The sequence below is a fragment of the Ferrimonas sp. genome, assembly GCF_048263965.1.
Taxonomy (GTDB): Bacteria; Pseudomonadota; Gammaproteobacteria; order Enterobacterales; family Shewanellaceae; genus Ferrimonas.
Genome location: NZ_JBLXDO010000022.1, coordinates 22,906 through 37,414, shown reverse-complemented (window position 1 = coordinate 37,414; position 14,509 = coordinate 22,906). Strand labels below are relative to the sequence as shown.

General features: G+C 58.7%; 12 protein-coding genes and 5 tRNA genes. 7 read left to right on the top strand and 10 right to left on the bottom strand.

The window, feature by feature from the left end; all coding sequences use genetic code 11:
• Positions 1-76 (bottom strand) — tRNA-Ala (locus ACN0RV_RS16265).
• 83 nt (positions 77-159) lie between these two features.
• Positions 160-1,563 (bottom strand): glutamate--tRNA ligase, encoded by a 1,404-nt coding sequence (gene gltX / locus ACN0RV_RS16260; RefSeq protein ID WP_417349216.1) that lies wholly within the window; start codon positions 1,561-1,563, stop codon positions 160-162.
• Positions 1,564-1,883: 320 nt separating this feature from the next.
• Between gltX and ACN0RV_RS16255 the strand changes: the two genes are divergently transcribed.
• The 5 genes from ACN0RV_RS16255 (at position 1,884) to ACN0RV_RS16235 (ending at position 2,702) form a co-directional block, all read left to right on the top strand.
• Positions 1,884-1,959: transfer RNA gene (locus ACN0RV_RS16255), tRNA-Val, on the top strand.
• A 37-nt stretch (positions 1,960-1,996) separates the two neighbouring features.
• Positions 1,997-2,072: transfer RNA gene (locus ACN0RV_RS16250), tRNA-Val, on the top strand.
• Positions 2,073-2,121: 49 nt separating this feature from the next.
• Positions 2,122-2,197 (top strand) — tRNA-Val (locus ACN0RV_RS16245).
• Between the two features lie 49 nt (positions 2,198-2,246).
• Positions 2,247-2,322, top strand: a tRNA-Val gene (locus ACN0RV_RS16240).
• A 152-nt stretch (positions 2,323-2,474) separates the two neighbouring features.
• Complete coding sequence (locus tag ACN0RV_RS16235; RefSeq protein WP_417349214.1) at positions 2,475-2,702, top strand: hypothetical protein; 228 nt, start codon at positions 2,475-2,477, stop codon at positions 2,700-2,702.
• A gap of 70 nt (positions 2,703-2,772) precedes the next feature.
• Here the strand turns inward: ACN0RV_RS16235 and yfcC are convergent, their stop codons facing one another.
• Positions 2,773-4,230 (bottom strand): putative basic amino acid antiporter YfcC, encoded by a 1,458-nt coding sequence (yfcC, locus tag ACN0RV_RS16230; RefSeq protein ID WP_417349213.1) that lies wholly within the window; start codon positions 4,228-4,230, stop codon positions 2,773-2,775.
• 166 nt (positions 4,231-4,396) lie between these two features.
• On the opposite strand from yfcC, the gene ACN0RV_RS16225 reads away from it, so the two are divergent.
• Positions 4,397-5,668, top strand: a complete 1,272-nt coding sequence (locus ACN0RV_RS16225) for an MFS transporter (RefSeq protein WP_417349211.1) — start codon at positions 4,397-4,399, stop codon at positions 5,666-5,668.
• Here the strand turns inward: ACN0RV_RS16225 and ACN0RV_RS16220 are convergent.
• Positions 5,601-7,067 carry a carboxypeptidase M32 gene (locus ACN0RV_RS16220; RefSeq protein ID WP_417349209.1) on the bottom strand — a complete coding sequence of 489 codons (1,467 nt, stop codon included), beginning with the start codon at positions 7,065-7,067 and terminating at the stop codon, positions 5,601-5,603. The two genes, ACN0RV_RS16225 and ACN0RV_RS16220, sit on opposite strands and share 68 nt — an antisense overlap.
• Positions 7,068-7,175: 108 nt before the next feature.
• Here ACN0RV_RS16220 and ACN0RV_RS16215 point away from each other — a divergent pair, with 108 nt between their 5' ends.
• The gene (locus ACN0RV_RS16215) at positions 7,176-8,063 is read left to right on the top strand and encodes a LysR family transcriptional regulator (RefSeq protein ID WP_417349207.1); all 888 of its coding nucleotides are present in this window, start codon (positions 7,176-7,178) and stop codon (positions 8,061-8,063) included.
• A gap of 50 nt (positions 8,064-8,113) precedes the next feature.
• On the opposite strand, the gene maiA is transcribed toward ACN0RV_RS16215, so the two are convergent.
• The 6 genes from maiA to ACN0RV_RS16185 form a co-directional block, all read right to left on the bottom strand.
• Positions 8,114-8,758 (bottom strand): maleylacetoacetate isomerase, encoded by a 645-nt coding sequence (maiA, locus tag ACN0RV_RS16210; protein WP_417349205.1) that lies wholly within the window; start codon positions 8,756-8,758, stop codon positions 8,114-8,116.
• Between the two features lie 16 nt (positions 8,759-8,774).
• Entirely contained in the window at positions 8,775-9,755 is a 981-nt protein-coding gene (locus ACN0RV_RS16205; RefSeq protein ID WP_417349203.1) for a fumarylacetoacetate hydrolase family protein, read from the bottom strand.
• Between the two features lie 10 nt (positions 9,756-9,765).
• Positions 9,766-10,896 carry a homogentisate 1,2-dioxygenase gene (locus ACN0RV_RS16200; protein ID WP_417349202.1) on the bottom strand — a complete coding sequence of 377 codons (1,131 nt, stop codon included), beginning with the start codon at positions 10,894-10,896 and terminating at the stop codon, positions 9,766-9,768.
• A gap of 65 nt (positions 10,897-10,961) precedes the next feature.
• A complete protein-coding gene (gene hppD / locus ACN0RV_RS16195; protein ID WP_417349200.1) occupies positions 10,962-12,029 on the bottom strand; it encodes a 4-hydroxyphenylpyruvate dioxygenase in 1,068 nt (355 codons plus the stop codon).
• Between the two features lie 370 nt (positions 12,030-12,399).
• Positions 12,400-13,947 carry a transcriptional regulator TyrR gene (gene tyrR, locus ACN0RV_RS16190; protein ID WP_417349198.1) on the bottom strand — a complete coding sequence of 516 codons (1,548 nt, stop codon included), beginning with the start codon at positions 13,945-13,947 and terminating at the stop codon, positions 12,400-12,402.
• 202 nt (positions 13,948-14,149) lie between these two features.
• Positions 14,150-14,488, bottom strand: coding sequence for a 4a-hydroxytetrahydrobiopterin dehydratase (locus tag ACN0RV_RS16185; protein WP_417349196.1), 339 nt, complete (start codon positions 14,486-14,488; stop codon positions 14,150-14,152).
• Positions 14,489-14,509 lie beyond the last annotated feature (21 nt).

Here is a 14,509-nt window from a genome sequence, read left to right as displayed (position 1 = left end):
TGGTGGAGCTACACGGGATCGAACCGTGGACCTCTTGCATGCCATGCAAGCGCTCTCCCAGCTGAGCTATAGCCCCAAGCTTGGCTGCACATCCCGGGAAGCATTCCCTGAGTGCGAGGCGCATTGTATGGACGCCCCCAAAATGTGTCAACCGGTTTTTCAGGAATTAGCTCTGTTTGCTACAAATTCAACCGCCTTGGTGATTCTGGCCACAGACCTTGTACGACCTATCAACAACAGGGTCTGATCCAGGCCTGGTGACTGGCCGGCGCCGGTCACGGCAACACGCAGAGGCATGCCTACTTTACCCATGCCCAGCTCCAGTTCAGACGCGGTGTCCTGAATGGCCTGATGGATGGCTTCTGCATTCCAGTCTTCCAACGCTTCCAGTTTGGCTTTCACCAGCTCCAGGGGCTGCTGGGCTACCGGGCGCAGGTGCTTCTTGGCTGCGGTGGCATCGAACTCTTCAAAGTCTTCATAGAAGTAGCGGCTGGAGGCGGCCAGCTCTTTCAGAGTCTGACAGCGCTCGGCCATCACAGTGATCAGCTGCTCAAGGGCAGGACCATTCTCCAGATTGATCTGCTGATCCTGCATGTGCCACTGAAGGTGCTCTGCGACATAAGCGGGGTCCATGCTCTTCATGTAGTGCTGGTTGAGCCACAACAGCTTCTCAGTGTTGAACGCAGAAGCGGACTTGTTGATGGCGTCCAGGCTGAACAGATCGATCATCTCCTGGCGGGTGAAGATCTCCTGGTCACCATGGGACCAGCCCAGACGAACCAGGTAGTTGAGCAGGGCTTCAGGCAGGTAACCGTCATCGCGGTACTGCATCACACTCACGGCACCATGACGCTTAGACAGCTTGGCACCGTCATCACCCAGGATCATGGAAACGTGGGCGAACTCGGGAACCGGTGCACCCAGCGCCTTATAGATGTTGATCTGACGGGGGGTGTTGTTGATGTGGTCTTCGCCACGCACCACGTGGGAGATGCCCATGTCCCAATCATCAACTACAACACAGAAGTTGTAGGTAGGAGAGCCATCGGTGCGGCGAATGATCAGGTCGTCCAGTTCGTTGTTGGCAATTTCGATGCGGCCACGAACGTGGTCATCAAATGCCACGGTACCTTCGACAGGGTTGCGGAAGCGGATAACAAAAGGGGCATCCTGATCGGCGCCGTCGCGACAGGTGCCGTCGTAACGCGGCTTCTCACCGTTGGCCATCTGAGTTTCACGCAGCTCATCCAGGCGCTCACGGGTGCAGTAGCACTTGTAGGCTTTGCCCTCTTCGATCAGTTGATCGATGAGCTGGTTGTAACGGTCAAAACGCTTGGTCTGGTAGTAAGGGCCCTCTTCCCAGTTCAAGCCCAACCACTGCATGCCCTCCATGATGGCATCGATGGCTTCCTGGGTGGAACGCTCCAGGTCAGTATCCTCAATGCGCAGTACAAACTCGCCACCCATGTTACGGGCATAGAGCCAAGAGTAGAGGGCAGTACGGGCACCACCAACGTGCAGGTATCCCGTGGGGCTGGGTGCAAAACGCGTTTTAACAGTCATAACCTTCTCTAGAATCTTTCATTCAGTGGTCCTGCCTATAGAGACAGGAAGAAAATCGCACTATTCTAGCAGAACTCCATGAGGGAAACCCAAAACTGTTTTGCTTATATATGGAGGCGATGAGTTTCCATGGTTGATGGTGCAGACTACTTCTATGAGTTCGGGGTTCTATAAAGACATTTGTCTGCAAATCCAGCAGCTTCGATCTTTAGCTGAACCTATTTCGGCCAGGGCGTTCGATAAGTCGCCACATGGCGGGTTTCGGGGAGAAACCTGTTGACACCTAAGGAGTGCCACCTATAATACGCCTCCGTTGCTGAGGGCGATTAGCTCAGTTGGGAGAGCACCTGCCTTACAAGCAGGGGGTCACTGGTTCAAGCCCGGTATCGCCCACCATTTCTTCAGCACAGTGTGAAAACACCACATATTATGTGGGCGATTAGCTCAGTTGGGAGAGCACCTGCCTTACAAGCAGGGGGTCACTGGTTCAAGCCCGGTATCGCCCACCACTTACTTTTGATGAGTGGTTTTTGCCATTTGTCAGCCACAGTTTGCTGTGGGCGATTAGCTCAGTTGGGAGAGCACCTGCCTTACAAGCAGGGGGTCACTGGTTCAAGCCCGGTATCGCCCACCACTTACTTTTGATGAGTGGTTTTTGCCATTTGTCAGCCACAGTTTGCTGTGGGCGATTAGCTCAGTTGGGAGAGCACCTGCCTTACAAGCAGGGGGTCACTGGTTCAAGCCCGGTATCGCCCACCACCTTAAAAGAAAAGCGAGTCTTCGGACTCGCTTTTTTTGTTTCTGCCATTTGAATTGTCACCACGACCTCACCTATCCCTGCCCCACTAAAAATCATCTGGCGATCTGCACTCTTCGTACTAGGTTTATACCAAGAGCATAGGAGAGTGACGATGGCCGATATTTCTCAATCAGCCTCCAGGAGCAGCATTGCGGAGTACCTGCGTCATGTTCAGGGGCTGGATCCGGCGTCCGCAGATCAGGAAGCCGGTTTAATTATCGATAACTTCGAGCGGATGAAGGCAATGGGGTACATCAAGGGGTGGTGCTTCGATGAAGGGGGGCACCTGGATCTGATCCCCACGGACGAAATTGCCCACCTACTTGGCGAGGAGCAATAGAGACCCGGTCTGTAAAAGCGAGTGGCTCATTTTGGGGGAAGCAGCTCAGCTCCCCCCATAGTTAAGCGGGCTACTGATAACCCATGGCGGTTGCCACCACCATCACCAGGGTAGCCATGCCCATCATCAGCAGGGTGAAGCGCCAGATAAAGCCCACCCACAGCGGCCACTCCAATCTGGCCACCCCCAGACACCCCACAAGGCTGGCCGACGTTGGAATGATGATGTTGGTCAACCCGTCCCCCAGCTGGAACGCCAATACTGCCACCTGACGGGTCACCTGAAGCATATCGGCCAGCGGTGCCATCAACGGCATGGTCAGGGCTGCCTGACCACTGCCGGAGGAAACCAGTACGTTAAAGAGAGACTGGAACCAGAACATCACCACGGCGGCGGCCTGAGCACCCAGTCCTTCGAAGGCGCTGCCAGCACTGTACAACAACGAGTTGAGGATGGAGGGCTCTGCCGGGTTGTCGCCCCCAAGAAGCAGGATGATGCCTTTCGCCAGGGCCACCACCAGAATCGCCGGCATCAGGATGGCGGCACCATGAGTAAACTGGTCACCCAGTTGGTTGAGGGAGGTAAAACGACCACCTATGCGGCCGATGATGCCGATGACCAGGCCTATCACCATAAACTGGGCGGCGATCTGTGGGATGTAGTACCCCTTGGTGATGACCCCCCAGGTCACCCAAACCAGGCCCAGCAGCAGGGTCAGAATGATCCCCTTGTCCAGGTTGTCCATGGACTCCGCCTGATTGCCCTGGTCACTGCGATCACGCCAATATTGATCGGATGCATAGCTGGGAGACAACTCGGGCTGACGACGGATACGGCGGCCATAGCGGTAGAGATAGATCATGCCGGCAAGGGTAAACAGTGCCCAGAGCCCCATACGCAGAGGAGCGCCAGACAGCACAGGCACCCCGGCAATGCCCTGGGCAATGGCCACACTGAATGGATTCATCCAACTTGTGCCGAACCCCACCTGGGTCGCCACATAGGAGCAGCAAACCGCAGAGAGGCTGTCGTAGCCCAACCGCACCATCATGGGCACCAGAATGACGCAGAAGGCCACCGCCTCCTCCCCCATGCCGAAGATGGCTCCTCCCAGAGAGAAGAGCAGAAACAGCATCGGAGGCATCAGATCCTGGTAACGGGCCGACCGATGAATCATGGAGACGATGGCCCTGTCCATGGCGCCCGTGGCCATGATGATGCCAAAGGCTCCACCGATCACCAGCAAAAAGGCGATGATGCCGATGGCGCTGCCCCATTTGGAGCCGGAGACCAAGCCTTCAAAGAGAACGTTGGTCAGGCCGGAGCCCCCCTCTTCGGAGAACCAGGGCATGGCCAGTGGCTCCTCAGCGTAGCGGAAACTGCCCTCCACCAGCAGAGTGCGATCCCCCACCTGATGAACGTCAAACATCCCGGCGGGCACCACCAGGGTGGCCAACCAGGCAAGGATCGCGAGGAAACTGAGCAAGACCAGTGCATTGGGCACTCTGGCAGCGAGGGGGCGGGACATGACTTCTCCTACAAATCTGATTTCTCTGCCCGAGCTCGGGCGGCCATTACCTTATCCTTTGGCTCACGCTAAGTCAGCGCCGAAGTAGAAATTTGCGGCAACGGCTTTACAGATAAGTGAATCACCCTCACTATATAAACAATTAACTTTACTTAATGACATAAAAATGGACGCTCGCCCCTACTACACTTTCGGCATCACCCTGCTGATCACCCTGATCAGTGTCAGTGGCATCGCCCTGCCCTACCCGATCCTGGCGCCTCTGTTTCTGGATCTGGGGCACCCGGTGGGGCAGTTTCTCGGGCTGCCGCCCAAGCTGCTATTGGGGGTTGCCCTGGCCATCTACCCTGTGGGTATTCTCATTGGGGGGAACTACATCGGCGCCTGGTCCGACAGGGCGGGACGCAAGCGGGTGCTGGCCTGGACCATGCTGGGGGCGGCACTGAGCTACGGTCTGACCGCCTGGTCCATCAGCCTGGGCAGTTTCTCCCTGTTCGCCCTGAGTCGATTGCTGACCGGGCTGTTTGAGGGCAACCTATCGGTGGCACGGGCGATTGCTGCGGATCTGCATCCCAGAATCGACCGCACCCGCGCCTTCTCCTACCTGAGTGCCATGGGTTATGCCGGATACCTGGTGGGACCCTTGGTGGGGGGCATGCTGCTGCCCCTGGGCGCCAGCCTGGCGTTCTGGGTCGCCGCCCTGGCCTGTGCCGCCGCACTGGGCCTGATACTGGTTGCCCTGCCGGCGGACAGCCCCAAAGGGACCAAAGAGGGACAGGGCAGCAGCCTCAGCCTGTTGACCCAGCCCAAGTACCGCAGTTTTTTTGCCTGCTACCTGTTGCTGATGTTGGGACTCAACGGCTTCTACGAGTTCTATCCGGTGTGGCTGGTGGAGTACCTGGCCTTCGACAGCCAACAGATAGCCTGGGCCACGGTGCTGCTCACCAGCGCAATGATCGCCACGGCGACCCTGGCAACCATGAAGGTCAAACGGTTGCTGGGGCTGGTGCCCTCGGCTCTGGTGGGCATGGTGTTGTTTGCCCTGGCCATCGCCAGCTTCCCCTATGGCTCCGGCCAGTACATCGCCAGTTTCGTCGCCGCAGGCGCGGGCATCGCACTGTTCAACGCCATGGTCCCCAGTTACCTGTCAGAGCAGGCGCAGGGCAGTGACGGTCAGGGGCAGTTGATGGGGCTGCTGACCACGGTGTTCTGCCTTGGCAACGTGATTATCGCCATCCTGGGTGCCCTGCTGGCCCTGTTCGACACCCGACTGGTGTTGATGCTCAGCGCCCTATTGAGCGTCATGGCGGCCCTGCAGTTTCATCGCCTGAGCCGCCATGGCCTAACGGCCCCGAAGCAAAGCGCCGAGACTAGCTCTCCAGGTAGCGGCGGCGCAAGTGTGCCAACAGAGGTTCTGCGCTCAGGGGACGACCACTGATCTGCTGGGCCACCTGATTGAGATCCTGACCACCTCCCTGATGCCAGATCTTGCGCGCCATCTGCTCACACACCCAGAGGTGGCGCTCCGGCACCGGCTGCTGCCAGCCAGGTTGCTGCCTTAACCCCTCAAACTGCTGCGCCGCCAGCATGGCTCCCAGGGCATAACTGGGGAAGTAACCAAATTCGGCAAAACACCAGTGGATATCCTGCAGGCAGCCCTCCCTGTCGTTGCCTGGGGTCACTCCCAATAGCTGTGCCATTCCCCGGTTCCAGGCATCGGGCAAGTCAATCAGCGGAAGGTCACCGGACAGCAGCGCCTGCTCCAGACGCAGCCTCAACAGGATGTGGGCCGGGTAGGTCACCTCATCCGCCTCTACCCGAATCAGGCTGGGCTCTACCCTGTGGACGTGAGCCTGAAGGTTGGCGGCACTCAGCGCCGTGTGGCTCCCCCACTCCTGCTGCAGCTGCTGTGACAGCCAGTCCAGAAACTCAGGCTCCCTGGCCAGTTGCATCTCAAACGCCAGCGCCTGGGCTTCGTGCAACCCGGCAGACTGGACCCTGGCCATGGGCGTCTGGTGCCACCTGGTGTCGATCCCCTGTTCAAACCGGGCATGACCCACCTCATGGATCATGGAGTAGAAACCGGAAAGCAGGTTGTCTCTGTCGTATCTGGAGGTGATGCGAACGTCCCCGGGCACTCCGGCGGTGAAAGGGTGGGTACTGACATCGATGCGTCCGGCTCCGCGGTCAAAGCCCAACTGATGTGCCAGGCGTTCGGCCACCCGCTTCTGCTCCTCCACACTGATGCTGGGCAGAGGCTCGGCACTTCGCTGGGCACTGCGCTCACAGGCTTGCTGAATCAGCTCCGGCAGTTGAGTTTCGATGGGAGCAAACAGGGCATTGAGCTGCGCCAGATTCAGGTCGGGCTCAAACTTTTTCAGCAGCGCCTGATAGGGCGCTTCAGCGGGCTCGGCCCGTCTGGCCCCCTCCTCCTTGAGCAGTGCCAACAGAGGGCTGAAGGCCTCGGCAAAGTGTGAAAATCGGCTCTCCTCCCTGGCCTGACGCCAGGCGGTTTCGCACGCCACAGACAGGGTGACCTTGCGACGGACGAAGGCCTCATCCAGCTGGCTCGCTTCCCGATGGCGTCTCGACATCAGGGTGAGCATCCTGTGCTGCTCGGCCGTGTCCGCTGGCGCTTGCGCCAGGGCCTCGGCGATCCAGGGCTGATTGAGACGACGGTGGATCTCGGAGTGGATCTCCGCCATCGCCTCCCCTCTCGCGGCCTGGCCAGCGTCGCTGCAGAGGGTCGCCTGATCCCATTCCATCAGGGCCAGAGCGTGCTCCAGCCGACAGATTCCAGCAAATAGTTGCGCTAAGTCACTCGAGCTTTGTGTCATGGATCCATCCTTGCTAATTGCGCTTAAAAATTCGTTAGGTAATAGCGCATTTGTTTGGCATAGTAATAAATCAATTATATTAATTCTTAAAAAAAGAAAGAATCCGTTATGGACCTCCGTCAACTACGCAACTTTGTCACTGTCGCCGAGCAGAGCAGTTTCACCCGGGCCGCCCGTATCCTGGGTGTGGCCCAACCTGCGGTGAGTACCGCTATCAAGAAACTGGAAACTGAGCTGGGCCTGGTGCTGCTGCACCGTCAGGACAAGCGTGTCCAGTTGACCGCCGAAGGCCAGGAGCTGTTGCCTCACGCCAAGGAGATCCTCTCCCGGGTTGAGCTGGCCGAGTCCGCCATGACCCGACTGCAACAACTGGGTCGCGGTGAGGTGAAGATCGCCCTGCCGGGCATGATTGGCTCCTACTACTTCCCGGCCCTGCTGATGGCCTTCCACCACAGGTATCCCGAGCTCAAACTGTCCCTGATCGAGGCTGGCACCCGCGAGATCCAGTCGATGATTGAGCGCGACGAAATCGACATCGGCATCGTCATAGACGGAGACACCCAACCCACCCTGGAAACCATCCCCCTGACCAAGGAGGAGATGATCGTTGCCTGTGCCCTGGACCACCCTTTGGCGGAACAGGAGTCGGTCAGGTTTGACGAGTTCCTCGAACACGAGCTGGTGATGTTCAAGCGAGGCTACTACCACAGGGAGCGGATGGACCAGATGGCCAAGGCCCACAACAAGGAGCCGCAACTGGCGTTCGAAACCAACCTGATTGAGCTGATTCGCTCCATTGTACGCCAGGGCTTCGCCATCACCACGGTACTGAAAATGGTGGTGGACAATGATCCTCAGATCAAGGCGGTCTCCTTTGCCGAGCCGCTGTTTATGGACCTGCACGTGGCCTGGAAGCGGGGCCGCGCCCTGACCCAGGCAGACCGGACCTTCCTGGACTTCCTGCTGGAACAGCGGGACAGTGCCAAGTCCATCTAATCCAATCCAGATCAAATGAAAAGGCCGGTATTCACCGGCCTTTTGTCGTTTCAGGTTACCGCATCCGGCTGGTTTTCCGGCGCTGCCTGAACGAAGGGGGTCAGCTCCCGACAACGACGGACTATGCCGTTGATGAGCGGATACTCCCCCATGGGCAGCTGGAAGCGCTCGGCATTGTACACCTGGGGAACCAGACAGAGATCCGCCATGGTCACCTGATCCCCGACGCAATAGAGTCCGGCACTCTGCTCGAGTTGCAGCTCGAACCCGGCAAAGGCGGTCTTAAGCCAGTGATGATACCACTCCATCTTCTGCTGGTCTGTCACCCCCAACTCTGCCGTGAGGTACTTGAGCACCCGCAGGTTATTCAGGGGATGGCAGTCGATGGCCAGGTTCTGGGCCAGTGCGCGGGCCCGGGCACGTCGGGTCGGCTCATCGGGCAGCAGTGACGGTTCAGGGTAGGCCTCATCCAGATACTCGATGATTGCCAGGGACTGATTGAGTATCAGGTCTCCATCCTGGAGCGTGGGCACCAGATGGTTGGGGTTAAGCACGCCATAACAGGGCTGCAGTTGCTCTCCCCCATTGTTAACCAGGTTGACCGAGATGTTCTCGTACTCCAGCCCTTTCAGGGCGCAGGCGATCCGAACCCGATAGGCCGCGCTGGATCGCCAGTATCCGTACAATTTGAGCATCGGCAACGGGGACTCCCTAAGACTCTTCCAGTCTCTGTTCTATAGCACCAAATATGGAATTGTGCTGAGAATCAAGCATTTCAATTCTGACGATATCACCAAATTGCATAAATGGTGTCACCGGCTTGCCCTGGTCAATGATCTCCAGCATCCGCTTCTCTGCCAGGCAGGAGGAACCGGCACTGCGATCGTAGTTGGACACGGTTCCTGAGCCGATGATGGTGCCACTGCCCAGGGGACGGCTCTTGGCAGAGTGGGCCACCAGGGTGGGAAAGTTAAAGGTCATGTCCACACCGGCATCAGGACGGCCGAAGCACTCGCCGTTGAGGTGGGTGATAAGCGGCAGGTTGACCTTACCATCCGCCCAATGCTCACCCAGCTCGTCCGGGGTCACCGCCACCGGCGAGAAGGCGCTGGAGGGTTTGGACTGATAGAAACCGAACCCCTTGGCCAGCTCGCCGGGGATCAGGTTTCGCAGGGACACGTCGTTCACCAGCATCAGCAGCTTGATGTGGTCCATCGCCCCTTCTGGGCTGGTGCCCATGGGGACATCGTCGGTAATCACCGCAATCTCAGACTCGAAATCCACTCCCCAGTCGGTGGTGGGCATGCGGATCGGCTCATAGGGCGCCAGGAAGGTGTCGGAGCCCCCCTGATAGATCAGAGGATCGGTCCAGAAGGATTCGGGCATCTCGGCACCCCGTGCCTTACGCACCAGCTCCACATGGTTCACGTAGGCGCTGCCATCGGCCCAGTGGAAGGCTCTTGGCAATGGCGAGTGGCACGCCTGCTGCTCAAAGGGGATGGCGTCGGCCAGGGCACCGTCATTGAGCATCTGGTAGCGGGCCTGCAGAAGCGGCCTGGCCACACTCCAGTTGTCCAGGGCGGCCTGCAGGGTGGGGGCGATCTCCACGGCGGAGACGGCCCGGGTCAGGTCGCGGCTGACCAGCATCAGTTCGCCATCGCGACTGCCGTTGTTCAGAGTGGCTAGTTTCATCTGTTGTTCCTTATTCGGTCACCTGCCAGCTGTTGGCGTAATCAGGGTTCTCCAGGGCCTGGGCCTGGTCGGACAGCTCCAGGGGATCCCGGGTGTCCACCATCACCGCCACCTCGTCGGTAAACTTCTTGGCGTAGGCCTGGCCGGCGGCAAAGGCCTTGGGGTGCGGTCCATGGGTGAAACCACAGGGGTGGAAGGTCACCATCCCCGCCTCGATGTTGTCCCGGCTGAAGAAGTCCCCGGCGTGGTAGAAGAGCACCTCATCGAAGTCATCGTTGTTGTGGTAGAAGGGCACCTTGAGGGCCCCGGGGTCACTCTCGATGGGCCGTGGCACAAAGGTACACACCACGAAGCGGCTGGCGACAAAGGTGGTGTGGGCCGAAGGCGGCAGATGGTACCTGTGGCTCATCAGGGGGCGGATGTCCCGCCAGTTGATGCGCACCGGCGCCAGATCCCCATGCCAGCCGATGGCATCCAGGGGGTTGAAGGGGTAGCTGACGGTGGAAAACTCTCCCAGGCGCTTGATGTTGACCCGCCATGGCGTCTCACTCTGCTGGGCCAGGAATGGATCATTGATCTGGGGCAGGTCCAGCATGGCCGGATCGAAGATGGCGTGGGGCCCTACCAGGCCCTTGTCGGGTAGCTGAAAGCTGTCGCCTGTGGCTTCAATCATCAGGATCTGCAGAGGCTCAATCACCTCCAGTCGCCACATGGTGGAGCGGGGCATCATCAGATAATCACCGGTCTCCAGAGTCATGTGGCCATAATCGCAATAGAGCTCGGCGCGACCGGCATGGACAAACATCAGCTCATCGCCGTCTGCGTTGCGCATCAGCTCGGTCATGTCGGCATCCAGGTGCCAAAGACGCATCTGACAATGGCTGTTGTGCAGGAAGGCGGGCACCTGCCAGGGGATGGACGCCCTTTCCTGCTGACGATTCAGATCCAGGGCGCGGGGACGCAGGGGCCCCTGCCACTCGCTCCAGCCCGTGGGCGGGTGGCGGTGATGGAAATGGGCCGCGGGCCCGAAGAATCCGGCCCGGCCCGCTTCACGCTCATAGATCGCCTCTTCGGGCAGATCCGCATGGGCCTGACGGGAAACTGTCCCCTCCTTATGGGGAAAACTGATCCACTTTCTCATGGAGACCTCCTTGGAAAAAAATCCGATCCCGGGGCACGCCGGTCAACGTGCCCCAGCCGCTTGCATCAGATGACGCCGCGGCGGATCTGATCCTCCTCGATGGACTCGAACAGGGCCTTGAAGTTGCCCTCACCGAAGCCCTCGTTCCCCTTGCGCTGAATGATCTCGAAGAACACGGGGCCAATAACGGTCTGGGTAAAGATCTGCAGCAGGATGCCATCCTTCATGGGCGCACCGTCGATGAGGATGCGCAGGTCGCGCAGACGGTCCACATCTTCGCCATGACCCTCTACCCGGTCGTTGATCTTCTCGTAGTAGGTGTCCGGTGTGGGCATGAAGTCCATGCCGCCGGCACGCAGATCGGTCACGGTCTGGTAGATGTCCTCTGTGGTCAGGGCGATGTGCTGAATCCCCTCCCCTTTGTACTCACGCAGGTACTCCTCAATCTGCGACTTATCGTCGGAGGACTCGTTGATGGGGATGCGGATCTTGCCACAGGGGCCGGTCATGGCCCGGCTCACCAGGCCAGTCAGCTTGCCTTCGATGTCGAAATAACGGATCTCGCGGAAGTTACCGATACGCTCGTAGAAACCGGCCCACTTGTTCATGTTGCCCTGGAACACGTTGTGGGTCAGGTGATCGATCTCGATAAGCCCCTTGTCATTGGCGGCCAGAGTCTGTTGCCAGTCGGCGTAGAACTGAAAGTCCACGTCGTAGATGCTCTGGTCACCATAGCGGTCGACGAAATAGAGGGTGGAATCGCCGATACCCTGGACCGCGGGGATGTTCAACTCCATGGGGCCGATGTTGCCATCAAAGCGCTCGGCGCCGTTGGCCAGGGCGTGCTCCAGGGCCTTGCCGGCATCCTGCACCCGCCAGGCCATGCCGCAAACGGAGGGACCGTGGGCGACGGCAAACTCGGCGGCCTGACTGTGGGGCTGAGCGTTGATGATGAAGTTGATGTCGCCCTGGCGATAGAGCCAGGCTTCTTTGCTGCGGTGCTTGGCGATCTCAGTGAATCCCAGCAGGGCAAACAGCTGCTTGAGCTTGCCAATGCCCTCGGCATTGGGGGCGGTGTACTCCACAAACTCGAAGCCATCGGTCCCCAGAGGGTTGTAATCCATAGAGGTCATTTTCTTCTCCCTTGTTGATCGCTGTGGACCGTCCGCCCTTCTGTTTATGGGTGAGGCGGTACGGCGGCGGCGACAAACCTTTTGTCGACACACTACTCATACCAACTTCATCAAGTATTTACTCACTAGTGCTAGCTTAAATTGCCCCACTCTATGTTGTAGGACTCACTGTTAGAACAACCAGCAGCTTCGTCCTACCCTTGATTGGGACAATTTCTTCGGCGCACTAGGCAGACCACTTACTTAATGAACTTGGTATCACCAAACGCTAACAAAGGATGGCGGGGCGTGACAGAGATCACAGGAAAGAGAGGGGGAGGAGAAGATGTCACCCCTGGTTTACAGGGGTGACATAGCACTTTTAAATCAATTATTTACGCTTTTTTCCTATGCCGTATTCCCGCAGCTTGTTGGCGATGGCCGTGTGGGAAACCCCCAGCTTCTTGGCCAGCTGACGGGTACTGGGATAGGCGGGATAAAGGCGTCTGAGCAGGCTGGACTCGAACTGCTTGACCGCTTGCTCCAAGGTGCCCTCGAACTCCTGGTCGAAGTAACCAAAGCCCTCGGTCCAGGCGGGCAGACGCAGATCGTCCGAGGTGATCTCTCCCAACCCCTCGGCCATGGAGACCGCCCGGAACAGGGCGTTCTTCAGCTGGCGCACGTTGCCCGGCCAGGCATAGTGGCGAATGAACTCCCGGCACTCACCGGAGAGTTGTCGGGACGCGCTGCCCAACTGCTGGCTGTAGTGCTCCAGGAACAGCTCAGCCAGGGGAACGATGTCTGCCTGACGCTCCCGCAGAGGCGGCAACATCAGGTTGAGCACATTGATGCGATAATAGAGGTCTTCGCGGAATTTGCCCTGCTGGCACAGGTCGGAGAGATCCTTCTGGCTGGCACAGATGATGCGCACATCCACGGCGATCTCCTCGTCGTCCCCGACCCGGCGGAAACGGCCATCCTGAATGAATCGCAGCAGCTTCACCTGAAGCTGGGCAGACATGTCTGCCACCTCATCCAGGAAGATAGTGCCACCGTTGGCCTGCTCGATCACCCCCTTCTTGATGGGCAGGCCGGGCGCAGACGCCAGGCCAAACAGCTCGCTCTCCGCCACCGCGTCAGGCAGGGAGGCGCAGTTGATCACCACGAAGGATTTTTCCGCCCTCAGGCTGGCGTCATGACAGGCGCGGGCCATCAGCTCCTTGCCGGTACCGGTCTCGCCGCTGATCAACAGGGGAGCCTCCAGCTGGGCCATGCGCCTGGCCTGCTCCAGCAGCGCCTTCATCTTATCGCTCTGAGCCAGCACGGTCTCAAAACCGGTCACCTGCTGTTGCAGGGCATTAAACTGCTTGCCCACCCGGGAGGGGGATTTCAGCAATACTACGGCACCGGCCAGGGAGGTGCCCTCGGAACCCGGTTCTGGCAGGTGAATGGGAAACATCTCCGCCAGATAATCACTGCCCTGGACCTGTACCCGGCTGGCCTGGGGAAGCACCTCATCGGACTGCAGCCAACGCTGGAAGCCAAACCCCTGTACCCAGTTGCTGAGCAACTGCCCCTCCACCTCATCGCGGGCGCTGCCAAGAATGGCCACCGCGGAGTCGTTGGCCATGGTGACCTTCAACTTGGTGTCGATGGAGAGCACCGCATCGGGCAGTGTACTGAGGAGGGTTTCCAGAGCGTAGTGCTCACGCTCGGAGGGCATAAAGGGAACGGTGCGGACATCCTTTACCGCGTCAATTTTACGCAGGATAGGCAGCAGTACGGCGAGTTCATCGAAGCTCAAATCCGGCAGCTGCAGGTAGATGTAGCCCTGACTCTCTGCATCGATGGCGTTGACGTTGATCTGGTGCTGCTCCAGCACTTCCAGAATCGCCCTGGCCAACCCGATGCGGTCGTCACAACTCACTTCCAGGCGCATAAAAGGTCCTAAATTGCTGTTCGATAAAGGCTCATGATACCTCTATTCGTCTGAGCGCACTACGCTGTCAGTAATTGTTTACAATTTATTGGGCATTTTTTAGCCAGAGATCGGAGCTGTTGGCATCTCTTTTGACCGGCCTCCGTGGGGCGGATGCAGAAAAAAGGGCACCCGAGGGTGCCCTGATACGGCCCAGACGGAATCAATCCAGTAACTGGTCGGTCTTGGCCGCCATGATGAAATCGTTTTTATGCAAGCCACTGATGGCGTGAGTCCACCAGGTGACGGTCACCTTGCCCCACTCCAGCAGAATACCGGGGTGGTGGAACTCAGCTTCCGCCAGCTCCGCCACCTTGTTGGAGAAGGCCCAGGCCAGCTTGAAGTTTTTAAACTTGTAGACCCGCTCCAGCTGCATGACCCCGTCATACACCGGCGTGGACCAGTCGGGGATCTCCCGCATCAGCTGCGCCAGCTCTTCATCGGATACGGTGGGCGCACCGGCCTGGCAGGCTTCGCATTTCATTTGTGACAATTCAGACATTAGCTTTTCCCTTTAGGGCCT